Origin of the sequence: Pseudonocardia oroxyli (assembly GCF_900102195.1) — a bacterium.
In the GTDB taxonomy this organism is placed as follows: Bacteria; Actinomycetota; Actinomycetes; order Mycobacteriales; family Pseudonocardiaceae; genus Pseudonocardia; species Pseudonocardia oroxyli.
Map to the genome: position 1 here is coordinate 300,774 of NZ_FNBE01000004.1, position 14,431 is coordinate 315,204.

The following is a 14,431-nucleotide window of genomic DNA, read 5'->3' on the forward strand; positions in this document are numbered from 1 at the left end:
ACCAGACCCCGCGGGCCGTCGCGCGTCAGGGCAGGGTGAGGATCTCCGCACCCGTGTCGGTGACGACGATGGTGTGCTCGAACTGCGCGGTGCGCTTGTGGTCCTTCGTCACCACGGTCCAGCCGTCCGGCCAGATGTCGTAGTCGATCGTCCCCAGCGTGATCATGGGCTCGATCGTGAACGTCATGCCGGGGACGAGCTCGACGTGCACGTCCGGCTGGTCGTAGTGCGGCACCACGAGTCCGCTGTGGAAGGCGCGGGCGATGCCGTGCCCGGTGAAGTCCCGCACCACCCCGTAGCCGAAGCGCCGGGCGTAGGACTCGATCACCCGCCCGACCACGTTCAGCTCGCGGCCCGGCCGCACCGCCCTGATCGCGCGCAGGGTGGCCTCGTGGGTGCGCTCGACCAGCAGGCGGTCCTCCTCGGACACGTCCCCCGCGAGGAAGGTGGCGTTGGTGTCGCCGTGCACGCCCCCGATGAACGCGGTGACGTCGATGTTCACGATGTCGCCGTCGGAGATCACGGTGGTGTCCGGGATCCCGTGGCAGATGACCTCGTTCAGGCTGGTGCAGCAGGACTTCGGGAAACCGCGGTAGCCCAGTGTGGACGGGTAGGCGTCGTGGTCGACGAGGAACTCGTGCACCACCCGGTCCACCTCGTCCGTCGTCAAGCCCGGCCGCACGGCCGCGCCGCCCGCCTGCAGCGCCTGCGCGGCGATCCGGCTCGCGACCCGCATCAGCTCGATGGTCTCCGGGGTCTGCACGTCCCCGTCCCGGTTCGGCGACGGCGCCTTGCGCCCCACGTACTCCGGGCGCGGGATGTGCGCCGGGACGTCACGGACGGGGGTGGGCGTGCCAGGGGCGAGTACTGCGGTCACGAGGCCCTATCGTACGGAAGCGCGGCGGTGCGCGAGGCGCGCGGTGAGCGCCGAGACACCCCGCCAGCCCAGCAGGAACACCGCCAGGCTCAGCGTGGCCACGATCGCGAAGCTCAGCGGCAGCCTGCCGAGGAAGGCGGCCCGCAGCAGCAGCCCGATCCCGACGGTGCCTGCCAGCACCACGGCGCCCGCCCGGAACCCGGCGGGCTGCGCGCGCACCAGCGGGGTGGCCCAGGCCGCGGCCAGTCCGGCGAGGAACGGTGCGGCGGTCCCCGCCAGGCCGACGAGGCTACCGGCCTCCTCGTGGCTCGCGCGGCCGATCGCCGCGAACACGACGACGGCCACCGCGTCGGCGGCCAGGGCGAGCGTGGCGATCCGGGGGGTGCGCACTGGGCGAGGGTACTACTCAGAACCCGGCGAGGAAGCGTTGCGCGATGGGGACCGCCGCGCTCGACGAGCCGCCGTCCACCACCAGCACGGCGAACGCGACGTCCCCGCGGTAGCCGACGAACCACCCGTGCGCCCGGTTCTGTCCGCCCTGGGCGTACTCGGCGGTGCCGGTCTTGCCGTAGACCTCGCCCGAGTTCCGCAGCGCCGTCGCGGTCCCGTCGGTCACGACCTGGCGCATCATCGGGCGGAGCTGGTCCAGCGCCGCCGGGTCGGGCCGGGTGGCCGCGACGGTCGTCGCCGTTAGCTCCCCGCGGATCAGCTGCGGCACCACCGGCCCGCCGTGCGCGACGCCCGCCGCCACCAGCGCCATCCCGAACGGGGTGGCCACGACCTGGCCCTGGCCGAAGCCGTCCTCGGCGCGCTGGACGACGTCGTCCGCGGGCGGCACGTTCCCGGTGACGGTGGTGAGGCCGGGCACGTCGTAGTCGGCGCCGAAGCCCAGCTGCAGCCCCGCGGCGGGCAGTGCGTCGGGGGCCAGCTGCGCGGCGAGCGTCGCGAACGTGGTGTTGCAGGAGCGGGCGAACGCCGTGGCCAGCGGGACGGTGCCCAGCGCGAACCCGTTCTCGTTCGGCACCACGCGCCCGCCGATCGACGTGGTGCCGGGGCAGGGCTGCGGCGTGGCCGCGTTCACCCCGAGGCTCCCCAGGGCGGCGTTCGCGGTCACGATCTTGGAGGTGGAGCCCGGCGGGTAGCGGCCGGTGAAGGCGATGGCGCCCGCGGAGTCCGCCGCGTCGTTCTGGGCGGCGGCGAGGACGTCCCCCGTCGAGGGCTGCACGGCGACGAGCGCGACCTGGTTCGGCAGCGCGTTCACCGCGTCCTCCGCGGCGGTCTGCATCGTGGAGTCGAGGCTGATCTGCGCGGTGGCGCCGGGGGTGACGGGCTGCTCGGCGAGCGTCCGCTGCGGGTTGCCGAGCGCGTCGACGGCGTCGACCTCCCAGCCCGGCCTGCCGTTGACCTGGTCGGCCACGTGCGTCCGGACGGCGGGGAGGACCTGGCTCGCGAAGCCCGCATCCGGCGCGAGCAGCCGGGTGGAGCTGGTGAACCGGACGCCGGGCAGGTCGTAGATCGCGGCGCGGACGGTGTCGTAGTCCCGCTCGCGCAGCACGGCGACGGTGGCGGCCTGCCCGGCCGGGGCGGCGTTCGCGCCGTCGGTGATCGACTGCTGGGTGATCGCCCGGTCGATCGGGCCGAGCGCGCGGGCCAACGCCGCGGCGACGGCGTTGAGGTCCCCCGCCGCCGCCCGGTCCAGCAGGATCGTGACGACCGGGGTGGCGGCGAGCAGCGGTGCCCCGTTCCGGTCGGTGACCGGCGCGGGGTCCGGGGTGACCGTGCGCAGGGCCAGGGCCTGCCCGGTCTGCAGCTCCGGGTGCAGGCTCGCCGAGCTCCAGTCGACGACCCAGCCGGTCTCCGCGGCGTCGTCCGGGCGCAGCTGCAGCGCGGTGAGGTAGGTCCAGCGCCGGTCCCCGCCGAGGTCCCAGGTCACGTTCACCGACGCCTCGGAGCGCTGGCCGGCCGTGCGGACCTGCGCGATCTCGCCGGTGACCGCGGTGGGCCGCAGGGCGGTCCGGGCGGTGGCGAGGGTCTCGCGGGCCTGGTCGGGGGCGTCGGTGCGGGCCGCGGCGCCCGCGTCGTCCCCCGCCGACCAGGCGGCGAGGTAGGCGGCGACGGTGTCCTCGGGCCCGCTGTCGGTGAACAACCCGCACCCCGCCGAGGCACAGACCACGGCGCAGGCGGCGATCAGGGGAGCGAGTCGACGCACCGCCCGAGGGTAGCCTCAGGTCCGGGCCAGCAACGCACCCGACGCGTCGAGGACCTCCAGCCGCTCGACGACCGGCTCCGTGGCGGGCCGAGCACCCCCGAAGGCCCGGTCGACGGCCGGGTAAATGCGCTCGGCGAACGCCGCGGCACACGCCTCCTCCGACTCCCACAGGTCGATGTAGCGCAGCCCGCCCTCGTGCCGGACGCAGAGGTGGAGCAGTGAGCCCGCGGCGCGCCCGGCAGGCGGCGGACACCCACCGCGCCGTCCTCGCCGCCCTGCAGCAGCGCCTGGCCCCGATCTTCCTGGCGCTGCGCGACGCCGCGGCCACCGACCCGGACTGCGCCGCCCTCTGGCGGGAGATCGCCGAGCGCCGCCGGGCGAACATGCTGCGCTTCGCCGCGGACCTGCGCGGCACCGGCGAGCTGCGGAAGGACCTGACGGACGCGCACGTCGCCGACGTCGTCTGGAGCATGAACGCCGCCGAGTACTGGGTCCTGCTGGTGCACGAGCGCGGCTGGAGCCCGCAGTCCTTCGCCGACTACGTCACGGACTCCTGGACCCGCTACCTGCTCGCGTGACCCGCATCATGGAGCCACACTGCGGTCAGAAGAGGACCGTGGCGAAGCTCGCGACCTGGGTGAAGCCGATGCGGTCGTAGGTGCGGCGGGCCGGGGTGTTGAAGCCGTTGACGTAGAGGCTCGAGATGCGGCCCATCGCCCCCAGCCGCTCGACGACCGCGGCGGTGCCGATGGTGCCCAGCCCCTCGCCCCGCCGCGTCGGGTCCACCCACACGCCCTGGATCTGCCCGACCCGCGCGGACATGGCGCCGATCTCGGCCTTGAACACGACCTCGCCGTCCTCGAACCGGGCGAACGCGCGGCCCGCGGAGATCAGCTCGGCGACGCGCGCGCGGTAGCCCGCGCCCCCGTCCCCCGCGCGCGGGTCGACGCCCACCTCCTCGGTGAACATGGCGATCGCCGCGGGCAGGTAGCGGTCGAGCTCCTCGAGCCGGACGGGCCGCACCAGCGGGTCGGCCACGACCGACGGCGCCCCGGCCAGCACCATCAGGGGCTGGTCGGCGCGCACCTCGCGGGCGGGCGCCCAGGAGGCGGCGAGCTCCTCCCACAGCGGGAGTACCAGCTCCGCGCGCCCGACCAGCGACGAGCACGAGCGCCCGTGCCGGCGGGCCCGGTCGGCGAAGGCGCGGATGGCGGTCTTCTCGCCGCGCAGCGGGACGAGGTTCGCCCCGGAGAAGCAGAGGCCCTCCAGCCGGGAGCCGGAGGCCCAGATCTCGCCGCCGAGGCGCCAGGGGTCCAGCCCCGCGGCCTCGACCCGGGCGGCGACCATGCAGGACGCCACCGGGTCGGCATCGAGGGCAGCACGAACGCCCCCACGGTCCCGATCATCGAGCAACCGCGCACCGGCGACCCTCAGCACCCCTCTACGGTGCCACAACCGGGCCGTGCTGCCCACACCGGCGCCGTCCCGACCACCCAGGACGTTCACCCCACGGTCACCGAGGGTGCACCGGGCTCCTCCATCGTCTCGGCGATCTTCAGCGCCTCCTCGATCAGCGTCTCGACGATCGCGTGCTCGGGCACGGTCTTGATGACCTCGCCCTTGACGAAGATCTGCCCCTTGCCGTTGCCCGACGCGACGCCGAGGTCCGCCTCGCGCGCCTCCCCCGGCCCGTTCACCACGCACCCCATGACGGCGACGCGCAGCGGCACCTCCATGCCGGTCAGCCCGGCGGTGACCTCGTCCGCGAGCTTGTAGACGTCCACCTGGGCGCGCCCGCACGAGGGGCAGGACACGATCTCCAGCCGGCGCGGCTTGAGGTTGAGCGACTCGAGGATCTGCCGCCCGACCTTGACCTCCTGCACCGGCGGCGCGGACAGCGACACGCGGATGGTGTCGCCGATGCCCTGGCTCAGCAGCGCGCCGAACGCGACGGCGGACTTGATGGTGCCCTGGAACTCCGGCCCGGCCTCGGTGACGCCGAGGTGCAGCGGGTAGTCGCACTGCGCGGCCAGCAGCTCGTAGGCCCGGACCATGACGACCGGGTCGTTGTGCTTGACCGAGATCTTGATGTCGTGGAAGTCGTGCTCGGCGAACAGGCTCGCCTCCCACAGCGCCGACTCGGCGAGCGCCTCGGGCGTGGCCTTGCCGTACTTCTCCAGCAGCCGCCGGTCGAGCGAGCCCGCGTTGACGCCGATCCGGATCGGGGTGCCGTGGTCCTTCGCGGCCTTGGCGATCTCCTTGACCTGGTCGTCGAACTTGCGGATGTTGCCGGGGTTCACCCGGACCGCCGCGCAGCCCGCCTCGATCGCCGCGAACACGTACTTCGGCTGGAAGTGGATGTCCGCGATGACCGGGATCTGCGCCTTGCGGGCGATCGCGGGCAGGGCGTCCGCGTCGTCCTGGCTCGGGCAGGCGACGCGCACGATGTCGCAGCCCGCGGCGGTCAGCTCCGCGATCTGCTGCAGCGTGGAGTTGACGTCCGAGGTCAGGGTGGTGGTCATCGACTGCACCGAGATGGCGTGTTCGCTGCCGACACCCACGGACCCGACCATCAGCTGTCGCGTCTGCCGGCGCGGGGCCAGGGTGGGGGCGGGGGCCGACGGCATTCCCAGGGAGACGCTCACGACGTCCAGTATGCGCCTGTCCGGCCACGATCTCCCTGTGACCCGGACCGGTTCACCCGCCGTTCCCCCGGGCGTCAGGTGCGGCCCTTGTTCTCCTGCGCGTCGGCCAGCGTGGAGGAGTGCGGCAGCCAGGTGGCCAGCTCGACCGGCCAGCCGTCGTCCGACAGGACCCGGACGACGGCGGGGTCGTCGTCGAGCACCGACGCGACCTCGCGGGTGCGGGCCAGCCTACGCAGCACCTCGCGCTTCATCATCCGGGCGGGCCGGTAGTCGTCGTCCTCCCGCATGTAGAGCGGGCCGGTGGGCAGGTCGTGCTGGGCGAGCCAGCGCTCGGTCAGCCGCCGGTTCCGCTCGGGCCGCCCGGTCAGGTAGACGACGTCGAAGTCCGCCTGGGCCTCGCGCAGCCGCTCGGCGCCCTCGTCCAGCAGCGGGTCGACGTCCGCCGCGGCGAAGAAGCGCTCCCAGCGCTGCGGGCGGGCCCGCAGGTGGTGCAGCCGGTGCGTGACGTCCGCCAGCACGCCGTCGATGTCGAACACGGCAAGCGGGCGAGAGATCACCTCGGCATTATCGCTAACCCAGTCGGACGGGGTTGATGACGTCCGCCACGAACACCAGCGCGCTCCACCCGATGAAGATCAACGCGACGGTCATCGCCACGGGCATGAGCTTGGCCGCGTCCACCGGGCCGGGGTCCGGCCTGCCCCGCAGCGCGGCGATGCGGCGCCGGATCGCCTCCCAGATCGCCGGGAAGATCTGCCCGCCGTCGAGCGGCGGGATGGGCAGCAGGTTGAACAGGAAAAGCGAGATGTTGACCATCGCCAGCAGCGACAGGAAGGCCGCGACCTCCTGGGCGGGCGGGGCGTCGCCGGCGAGGATCTCCCCGCCGATCCGGGAGGCCCCGACCACGCCGACGGGCGAGTCCTGGTCGCGCTGCTCGCCGAGGAACACCGCGCCGAACAGGTTCGGCACCCGCTGCGGCATCTCGACCAGCTTCTGCCCGACGAGCCCGACGATGTCCACCATGTGCTCGCCGACGGCCCCGATCCCCTGCCGCTGGATCTCCTGCAGCGGGGAGAGGCCGAGGAAGCTCGCCTGGACGGTGTCGTTCGACCCGTCGAGCGCGGGGAGCTCGGTGGTGATCAGGGTGGGGGTCAGGGTGACCAGCTGCCCGCCCCGGTCGACGACCACCGAGACCGTGCCCGTGGCGGCGCGGATGGCCTTCTGGGTGTCCTCCCAGGAGTCGAAGGTCTGCCCGTCGAACGAGACGATCCGGTCGCCCGGCTCGAACCCGGCCGCCGCGGCGGGGGTGAGCGGCGCACCGGGCGGGCACACGTCGGTCTGCGAGCCCGCCGGCAGCACGCACTGGCTGACCGAGCTGACCGTCGACGTGGCCGTCATCGTGCCGAAGCCCATGAGCACGATCGCGAACAGCACGATCGCCAGGACGAGGTTCATCAGCGGCCCGGCGATCATCACGATGATCCGCTTCCAGGGCGCGCGGGTGTAGAACTGCCGGTCCGCGTCCTCCGGGCCGACGTCCGCGGCGCTGGCCTGCCGGGCGTCGTCGATCAGGCCCTGGAACGGGCCGGTCCGGCGGCTGCGGCCGTAGAGCTCGCCCTTGGCGGGCGGCAGCATGCCGATCATCCGCACGTACCCGCCGAGCGGGACCGCCTTGAACCCGAACTCGGTCTCGCCGCGGCGGCGCGACCAGACGGTCTTGCCGAACCCGACGAAGAACTCCGGCACCTTGATCCCGAACCACTTCGCCGTGGCGAAGTGCCCGAGCTCGTGCCAGGCGACCGAGAACAGGATGCCCAGGAAGAAGACGACGATCCCGACGATCGTCCAGACGACTGTCATGTGAGCTCCTGCGCGTGTGTCCGCGCCCATTCCTCCGCGGCCAGGACGTCGGACACGGTAGCGGGGTCCTCCGACCACCCGTCCGCGGCCCGCAGCACGCGTTCCAGTCGGTCGGTGATGGCGGTGTAGCCGATCCGGCCCGCGACGAACGCGGCGACCAGCTCCTCGTTGGCGGCGTTGAAGACCGCGGGCAGGCACCCGCCCGTCTCCCCCGCGTACCGGGCCAGTCGCACGCCGGGGAACGCCTCGTGGTCCAGCGGCTCGAAGGTCCAGCTCTGCGGCGCGTCCCACACGTTCGGCGCGCTCGCCCCGGGCACCCGCTCCGGCCAGCCCAGCGCGAGCGCGATCGGCAGCCGCATGTCCGGGGGGCTCGCCTGGGCGATCGTGGCCCCGTCGACGAACGTGACCATGGAGTGCACGACGGACTGGGGGTGCACGACGACGTCGATCCGGTCGTAGGGGACGTCGAACAGCAGGTGGGCCTCGATCAGCTCCAGCCCCTTGTTGACGAGCGTGGCCGAGTTGATGGTGACGACCGGGCCCATGTCCCAGGTCGGGTGCTTCAGCGCCTCGTCGACGCCCACGTGCTCGAGATCGCCGCGCCGGCGCCCGCGGAAGGGCCCGCCGGACGCGGTGAGCACCAGCCGGGCGACCTCGTCCCGCGTGCCGCCGCGCAGGCACTGCGCCAGCGCCGAGTGCTCGGAGTCCACCGGGACGATCTGGTCCGGCTTGGCGGCACGGGTGACGAGCGGGCCGCCCGCGACCAGGGACTCCTTGTTGGCCAACGCGAGCGTGGCGCCGGACTCGAGCGCGGCGAGGGTGGGGCCGAGGCCGCGCGAGCCGGTGATCCCGTTGAGGACGACGTCCGCGGGGGTGGTCCGCGTCAGCTCGGCGGCGGCGTCGGGTCCGTCGACGACCTCCAGGTGCGGCAGCTCGGCCCGCAGCCGCGCCGCCGCCTGCCGGTCCGCGACGGCGACCCGGGTGACGTTCGTGGCCCTGACCTGCGCCGCGAGCAGGTCGACGTCCCCGCCGCCCGCGGCCAGCCCGGCCACGACGAAGCGGCCGCCCGCCCGCGCGACGACGTCCAGCGCCTGGGTGCCGATCGAGCCGGTCGAGCCCAGGACCAGCACCGACCGCGGAGGGAATCCGTTCATCACCGCCCATCATCCTCGCCGTCGTGTTGTGACAGGATGAGGCCCGCACTCTCGACACTGGAGGAAAGATGGCGGGCGCCGAACTCGCGAAGGTCGACCCCGCGGACGAGCCGTCCGCCGAGTGGGGCTGGCACGGGGAGTTCCCGAAGGCCACCACGATCGCCGGCGTGCTGACCGCGATCCTGCTGCCGCTGATGCTGATCGGCCACCACACCAGCTGGACCGAGATCCTCTTCTCCGTGGTCCCGTCGGTGGTCGTCCTGGCCGGCGTCGTCTGGCTGAACGTGCGCAAGCGGCGCGACTGGCGGCAGTGAGCGAGGCGGTCGAGCTCGAGGTCGCCGGGCGGACCGTCCGGCTGTCGAGCCCCGACCGCGTCTACTTCGCCGCACGCGGCGAGACCAAGCTCGACCTCGCGCACTACTACACCGCCGTCGGGGACGGCATCGTCCGCGCGCTGCGGGACCGGCCGTGCATGCTGCACCGCTTCCCCAAGGGCACCGACGGCGACAAGGTGCACCAGAAGCGCCTGCCCAAGGGCGCGCCGGACTGGGTGCCGACGGTCCGGGTGCACTTCCCCCGGTACAACCGCTACGCCGACGAGCTGTGCGTGGCCCATCCCGCGGACGTCGTGTGGGCGGTGCAGATGTCCACGGTGGAGTTCCACCCGTGGAACTCCCGCGCCGCGGACACCGAGTCGCCGGACGAGTGGCGCATCGACCTCGATCCCATGCCCGGGGCGTCCTACGCGGACGTCCGGCGGGTGGCGGCCGTGGCGCACGAGGTGCTCGACGAGCTCGGCGCGGTCGGGTACCCGAAGACCTCCGGCGGCAAGGGGATGCACGTGTACGTGCGGATCCCACCCACCCACGGGTTCGCCGAGGTGCGGCGCGCGGCCCACGCCTTCGCCGCGGAGGTGGGGCGGCGCTGCCCGTTGGTCGACCTGTCCTGGTGGCGCAAGGACCGCGACCCGAACTCGATCTTCGTCGACTACAACCAGAACGCCCGCGACCACACCATCGCCTGCGCCTACTCGGTGCGCGGCACCCCGGAGGGCCGGGTCTCGGCGCCGATCCGGTGGGACGAGATCGACGACGCCGAACCGGGCGACTTCACCATCGCCACCGTCCCGGCCCGGTTCGCCGCCCTCGGCGACCTGCACGCGGAGATCGACAGCTCGGCCTTCGACATCACACCGCTGCTGGACTGGGCGGACCGGGACGCCCGGGACACCGGCTCCGAGATCCCGGACCTCGACGAAGCCTGACCCGAGAGCGGCGCCAGTCCCGTGAGCGGCGATAGTCGCCCCAGCGACTATCGCCGCTCACGAGGGGAGGGCGGCCGCGCGGAGGCGGGCGAACTCCTCGACCAGGCGCTGCTTCGGGTAGTGGGCGTTGAGGCCGCTCGGGTTGGGCAGGACCCAGATCCGGGTGGACCCGATCGTCGGCTCCTGCGCCCCGACGACGGCGCCCCGGTCCCCGAACGCCGTCCGGTACGCCCCCATCCCGACGACCGCGAGCCAGGTCGGCGCGGCCCGTTCCACCAGGCCGCGGAGGATCCGGCCGCCCTCGACGAGCTCGGCGTCGGTGAGCTCGTCCGCGCGGGCGGTGGGGCGGGCGGCCATGTTGGTGATCCCGAGGCCGGACGCCGTCAGCTCGCCCTGCTCGGCGGGCGCGAGCAGTCGCGGGGTGAAGCCGGACTCGTGCAGCACCGGCCAGAACCGGTTGCCGGGGCGGGCGAAGTGGTGCCCGGTCGCGGCGGACACCAGCCCGGGGTTGATCCCGCAGAACAGGACCTTGAACGGCGCGCCGGGCCCGGGCAGGACGTCCGGGAGCGGGCGCGACCGAGCCGCTTCCAGCTCGGCGGCGGTCGGCAGGGCCACGGCGGCATCATCCACCCGCCGCGATCACGCCGCCCGGCGGCCCTCCGCATGATCACCGAAAGTGTGCGCACGGTGTCGTGGGCGTCCCGCTGAACGCACACTTCTCCGGATCTCGCCGCACCGAGCGCCCGACTCGTGCGCTCAGGACAGGTTGCGCGCCATCCGCGCCAGCGTCTCCACGGTGGTGCGGTACTGCTCCTCCGACACGCCCTCGGTGATCCGGGCGCGGTAGTCCCGGATGGCGACCACGAGCCGTCCGCGGGCCGCGGAGCCCGTGGGCGTCAGGCTGATCCGGCCCGCGATCTCCTGGATCCAGTGCTGCGCCCGGAGCTGGTCCAGGACCAGGCGCGACGCGCCCCCGAAGGGCGCGAGCGCCGCGTCGAGCGCCGGCTCGGTGTCCGCGCCGCCCGCCACGGCGTTGAGCGCCTGCCAGTGCCGCCGCCCGATCCCCTCGTCCGCCAGCACCCGGTCCATCGAGGACTCGATCAGCCCGTCGACGTGCCGGAGCCACCAACCGATCGGCTTGTCGGCGGAATGGTCGCAGTCCGGCCCGTGCACATGGGGAGCCACGGATCAAGCATGCCCGAACTCCGGCCCGTCTACCAGCGCGGACGCCTCCAGCCCGACGTGCGCGGACCTAGAGGGACGCCAGGACCTGCTCGACCACCTTGTCCGTGGACAGGCCGTAGCGGTCGTGCAGTGTCGGGAGCGCGCCGGCCGCCAGGAACTCGTCCGGCAGCCCGATCGGGACGACCGCGCGCCCCAGACCGGCGCGGACCACGTGGGAGGCGACGGTCTCGAACAGCCCGCCGACGACGGTGTGGTTCTCCAGCGTCACCGCCAGTCGGTCGGTGTCGAGCTCGCGGAGCACGGTCTCGGCGTCGAAGGGCTTGATCGTCGGGGTGTGGACGACCGCGACGTCGACGTGGTGCGCCGCGAGGCGGTCCGCGGCCTGCAGGGCCCGCATGGTCATCAGTCCGCTGGAGACGAGCACCACGTCGGAGCCGCCGCGCAGCACCGCCGCCCTCCCGAGCTGGAAGGTGTAGTCGTACTCGTCGAGCACCGTGGGGACCTTGCCACGCAGCAGCCGCAGGTACGTGGGCCCCTCGCAGGCCGCCAGCTGCGGGACCGCGGCGGCGATGTCGACCGAGTCGCACGGGTCGACGATCGTCAGGTTGGGCATCCCGCGGAAGATCGCCATGTCCTCCGTCGCCTGGTGCGACGGTCCGTAGCCGGTGGTCAGCCCGGGGAGCCCACCCACGATGTTGACGTTCAGGTTCGGCTCGGCGGCGTCGAGGCACAGGAAGTCGTACGCGCGACGCGCGGCGAACACGCTGTAGGTCGAGGCGAACGGGACCAGCCCGACCTCGGCCATCCCCGCGGCCGCGCCGAACAGCAGCTGCTCGGCCATCCCCATCTGGAAGAACCTGTCGGGGTGGGCCTCGGCGAACACGTGCATGTCCGTGTACTTGCCGAGGTCCGCCGTGAGCCCCACGACCCGGCCGTCCCGGTCGGCGAGGTCGGCGAGCGCGTGGCCGAAGGGCGCCGAGGAGGTCCGCTGCCCCGGGTCGGCGAACGACGCGATCATCGCCGAGGTCGTCAGGCGCTTGGGCGCCGTGGGCTCGATGGTGCCGGTCATGCCACGCCTCCTGCGGTGAGCTGCTCGCGACAGATCGCCCACTCGTGCTCGTCGATCCTCATGAAATGCGCCTTCTCCCGCGTCTCCAGGAGCGGGACCCCTCGGCCGATCCTGGTGTCGCACAGGATGACCGACGGCGTCCCGACGGGCTCGGCGGAGATCGCGTCGAACGCCGCCAGCAGGGCGTCCGCGTCGTTGCCGTCGACGCGCTGGGTGAACCAGCCCGCCGCCGCCCACTTCTCGTGGGCGGGCTCGATCGAGAGCACGCCCTCGGTCCGCCCGTCCGCCTGCAACGCGTTCATGTCGACCATCGCGATCAGGTTGCCCAGCCGGTGGTGCGTCGCGCCCATCGCGGCCTCCCAGGTCGAGCCCTCGTCGAGCTCGCCGTCGGAGAGGAAGTCGAGCACGCGCGCGCCGTTGCCCTGCAGCCGCAGCCCCAGCGCCATCCCGACGGCGACGGTGAGGCCGTGGCCCAGCGACCCGCCGGAGATCTCCATCCCCGGCGTGTACGAGGCCATGCCGGACATGGGGAGGCGGGAGTCGTCGGCCCCGTAGGTCTGCAGCTCCTCGACCGGCACGATGCCCGCCTCGGCGAGCGCCGAGTACAGCGCGATGGCGTAGTGCCCGGTGGAGAGCAGGAACCGGTCCCGGTCGGCCCAGTCCGGGTCGTCGGCGCGGTAGCGCAGCACGTCCCGGTAGACCACGGCGAGCATCTCCGCCACGCCGAGCGCCTGCCCGACGTAGCCCTGCCCCTGCACCTCCCCCATGTCCAGCACGTGGTGGCGCATCCGGTACGCCGCCTCTTTCACGACGGTGGAACGATCGACCGCGAGGGTCACAGCGAGTCCTTTCGGGCCGGGATCAGGCGGCGACGGGCTCGGCGGGCGAGCCGACGCGGACGGGCGCGGTCTCCCGGACGAACCGGGCCGCGACGGTGGAGATCACACCGAGCGCGCAGAACATCAGGGCCGGGCCGATCCAGCCGACCCAGCCGTAGAGCGCCACGGCGAGGAAGGGCAGCAGCCCCGCGACGACCGACGCACCGTTGTAGCCCAGGGAGATCCCGGACGAGCGGACGTCCCGCGGGAACTGCTCGGAGAACCAGGAGGCCTCCACCGCGAAGATCGGGTCGTGGCTGAACAGCAGGCCCAGCGCGACGGCCACCACGATCGCGATCCCGACACCGGTGTTGACGAGCAGGAACATCGGGATCCCGAACACGATGGTGAACACGGACCCGATGAGGAACACCGGCTTGCGGCCGATCCGGTCGCTCAAGGCGCCGAACGCCAGGTGGCTCACCAGGCCGAGCGCGGAGCCGACCATGGTGCCGATCAGCACGTTCTGCTTGTCCGCGAGGGACGCCAACACGACGTAGGACAGCATGAAGCTGGTGGTCACGTAGTAGCCACCGGTCTCGGCGAGGCGCAGCGTGACGATCCGCAGGATGACCCGCCAGTCCTGGCGGATCGCGTCCAGCGCGGGCTGCCTGCGGATCTCGCCCGCCTGCTCCATCTTCGCGAACTCCGGCGACTCGGCGACCCGCATCCGGATGAACATCCCCGCGCCGACCATGACGACCGAGGCGAGGAACGGCGCCCGCCAGACCCAGTCACCCTCGAACAGGGCGTTGGAGAGCAGGAACGCGCCGTTGGCGAGCAGCAGGCCTGCGGGGATGCCGATCTGCGGCACCGCGCCGAAGAACCCGCGGCGCTTCTCGGGGGCGTGCTCGACGGCCATCAGCACGGCCCCGCCCCACTCGGCCCCGAAGCCGATGCCCTGGACGATCCGCAGCAGGATCAGCAGGATCGGGGCGAGGGCGCCGACCTGGGCGTAGGTGGGCAGCACGCCGACCAGGACGGTGGCCACGCCCATCACGATCAGCGACCACATCAGGACCTTCTTGCGGCCCAGCCGGTCCCCGTAGTGACCGGCGAGGTAGCCGCCGAGCGGCCGGAACAGGAACCCGACGGCGAGGGTGGCGAACGAGGCGAGCACGCCGACCAGGGCGTTCTCGGAGTGGAAGAAGACGGTGCCGAAGTAGGCGGCGGAGGCGGTGCCGTAGATGAAGAAGTCGTAGGACTCCACGGCGGTGCCGATCATGGATGCGAAGGAGACCTTCGCGGGGTTGTCGCGCTCGGCTGGCTGCGCTGTCGACATTGACGTGC

At 73.0% G+C, this 14,431-nt stretch carries 16 protein-coding genes; 3 read left to right on the forward strand and 13 right to left on the reverse strand.

Features of this window, described 5'->3' with window-relative positions; translation table 11 throughout:
* Positions 1-25: 25 nt before the first annotated feature.
* From map to BLS43_RS08465, 3 genes are read right to left on the reverse strand one after another with little or no spacing between them, the layout of a single operon-like run.
* Positions 26-877: a type I methionyl aminopeptidase gene (map, locus tag BLS43_RS08455; RefSeq protein WP_093079396.1), complete on the reverse strand. Its 852-nt coding sequence runs from the start codon at positions 875-877 to the stop codon at positions 26-28.
* A gap of 6 nt (positions 878-883) precedes the next feature.
* The gene (locus BLS43_RS08460) at positions 884-1,267 is read right to left on the reverse strand and encodes a DUF3054 domain-containing protein (protein ID WP_093079401.1); all 384 of its coding nucleotides are present in this window, start codon (positions 1,265-1,267) and stop codon (positions 884-886) included.
* Between the two features lie 16 nt (positions 1,268-1,283).
* Positions 1,284-3,086 (reverse strand): penicillin-binding transpeptidase domain-containing protein, encoded by a 1,803-nt coding sequence (locus BLS43_RS08465; protein WP_176921227.1) that lies wholly within the window; start codon positions 3,084-3,086, stop codon positions 1,284-1,286.
* Positions 3,087-3,304: 218 nt separating this feature from the next.
* On the opposite strand from BLS43_RS08465, the gene BLS43_RS08470 reads away from it, so the two are divergent.
* Positions 3,305-3,664 (forward strand): hypothetical protein, encoded by a 360-nt coding sequence (locus BLS43_RS08470; RefSeq protein ID WP_093079406.1) that lies wholly within the window; start codon positions 3,305-3,307, stop codon positions 3,662-3,664.
* A gap of 25 nt (positions 3,665-3,689) precedes the next feature.
* Here the strand turns inward: BLS43_RS08470 and BLS43_RS08475 are convergent, their stop codons facing one another.
* The 5 genes from BLS43_RS08475 to dxr form a co-directional block, all read right to left on the reverse strand.
* A complete protein-coding gene (locus BLS43_RS08475; RefSeq protein ID WP_176921228.1) occupies positions 3,690-4,523 on the reverse strand; it encodes a GNAT family N-acetyltransferase in 834 nt (277 codons plus the stop codon).
* Positions 4,524-4,588: 65 nt separating this feature from the next.
* On the reverse strand, positions 4,589-5,731 hold the full coding sequence (gene ispG, locus BLS43_RS08480) for a flavodoxin-dependent (E)-4-hydroxy-3-methylbut-2-enyl-diphosphate synthase (RefSeq protein WP_176921229.1): 1,143 nt from the start codon (positions 5,729-5,731) through the stop codon (positions 4,589-4,591).
* Between the two features lie 74 nt (positions 5,732-5,805).
* A complete protein-coding gene (locus tag BLS43_RS08485; protein WP_093079416.1) occupies positions 5,806-6,288 on the reverse strand; it encodes a phosphatase domain-containing protein in 483 nt (160 codons plus the stop codon).
* 13 nt (positions 6,289-6,301) lie between these two features.
* Positions 6,302-7,591 (reverse strand): M50 family metallopeptidase, encoded by a 1,290-nt coding sequence (locus BLS43_RS08490; RefSeq protein ID WP_093079421.1) that lies wholly within the window; start codon positions 7,589-7,591, stop codon positions 6,302-6,304.
* On the reverse strand, positions 7,588-8,745 hold the full coding sequence (gene dxr / locus BLS43_RS08495) for a 1-deoxy-D-xylulose-5-phosphate reductoisomerase (RefSeq protein WP_093079426.1): 1,158 nt from the start codon (positions 8,743-8,745) through the stop codon (positions 7,588-7,590). The genes BLS43_RS08490 and dxr overlap by 4 nt, the downstream gene beginning before the upstream one ends.
* A gap of 68 nt (positions 8,746-8,813) precedes the next feature.
* On the opposite strand from dxr, the gene BLS43_RS08500 reads away from it, so the two are divergent.
* Complete coding sequence (locus tag BLS43_RS08500) at positions 8,814-9,059, forward strand: DUF2631 domain-containing protein (protein ID WP_093079431.1); 246 nt, start codon at positions 8,814-8,816, stop codon at positions 9,057-9,059.
* Positions 9,047-10,009 carry a non-homologous end-joining DNA ligase gene (gene ligD, locus BLS43_RS08505; protein WP_218129761.1) on the forward strand — a complete coding sequence of 321 codons (963 nt, stop codon included), beginning with the start codon at positions 9,047-9,049 and terminating at the stop codon, positions 10,007-10,009. Before BLS43_RS08500 ends, ligD begins: the two co-directional genes overlap by 13 nt.
* Positions 10,010-10,066: 57 nt before the next feature.
* On the opposite strand, the gene mug is transcribed toward ligD, so the two are convergent.
* The 5 genes from mug to BLS43_RS08530 all read right to left on the reverse strand — a co-directional run bounded on the left by mug (position 10,067) and on the right by BLS43_RS08530 (position 14,366).
* Positions 10,067-10,624: a G/U mismatch-specific DNA glycosylase gene (mug, locus tag BLS43_RS08510; protein ID WP_218129750.1), complete on the reverse strand. Its 558-nt coding sequence runs from the start codon at positions 10,622-10,624 to the stop codon at positions 10,067-10,069.
* A 141-nt stretch (positions 10,625-10,765) separates the two neighbouring features.
* Entirely contained in the window at positions 10,766-11,194 is a 429-nt protein-coding gene (locus BLS43_RS08515; RefSeq protein ID WP_245707378.1) for a MarR family transcriptional regulator, read from the reverse strand.
* Between the two features lie 67 nt (positions 11,195-11,261).
* Positions 11,262-12,263, reverse strand: a complete 1,002-nt coding sequence (locus BLS43_RS08520) for a transketolase family protein (RefSeq protein ID WP_093079441.1) — start codon at positions 12,261-12,263, stop codon at positions 11,262-11,264.
* A complete protein-coding gene (locus tag BLS43_RS08525; protein ID WP_281245820.1) occupies positions 12,260-13,102 on the reverse strand; it encodes a transketolase in 843 nt (280 codons plus the stop codon). Before BLS43_RS08525 ends, BLS43_RS08520 begins: the two co-directional genes overlap by 4 nt.
* 22 nt (positions 13,103-13,124) lie before the next feature.
* Positions 13,125-14,366 carry an MFS transporter gene (locus tag BLS43_RS08530; RefSeq protein ID WP_176921230.1) on the reverse strand — a complete coding sequence of 414 codons (1,242 nt, stop codon included), beginning with the start codon at positions 14,364-14,366 and terminating at the stop codon, positions 13,125-13,127.
* Between the last annotated feature and the right edge of the window lie 65 nt (positions 14,367-14,431).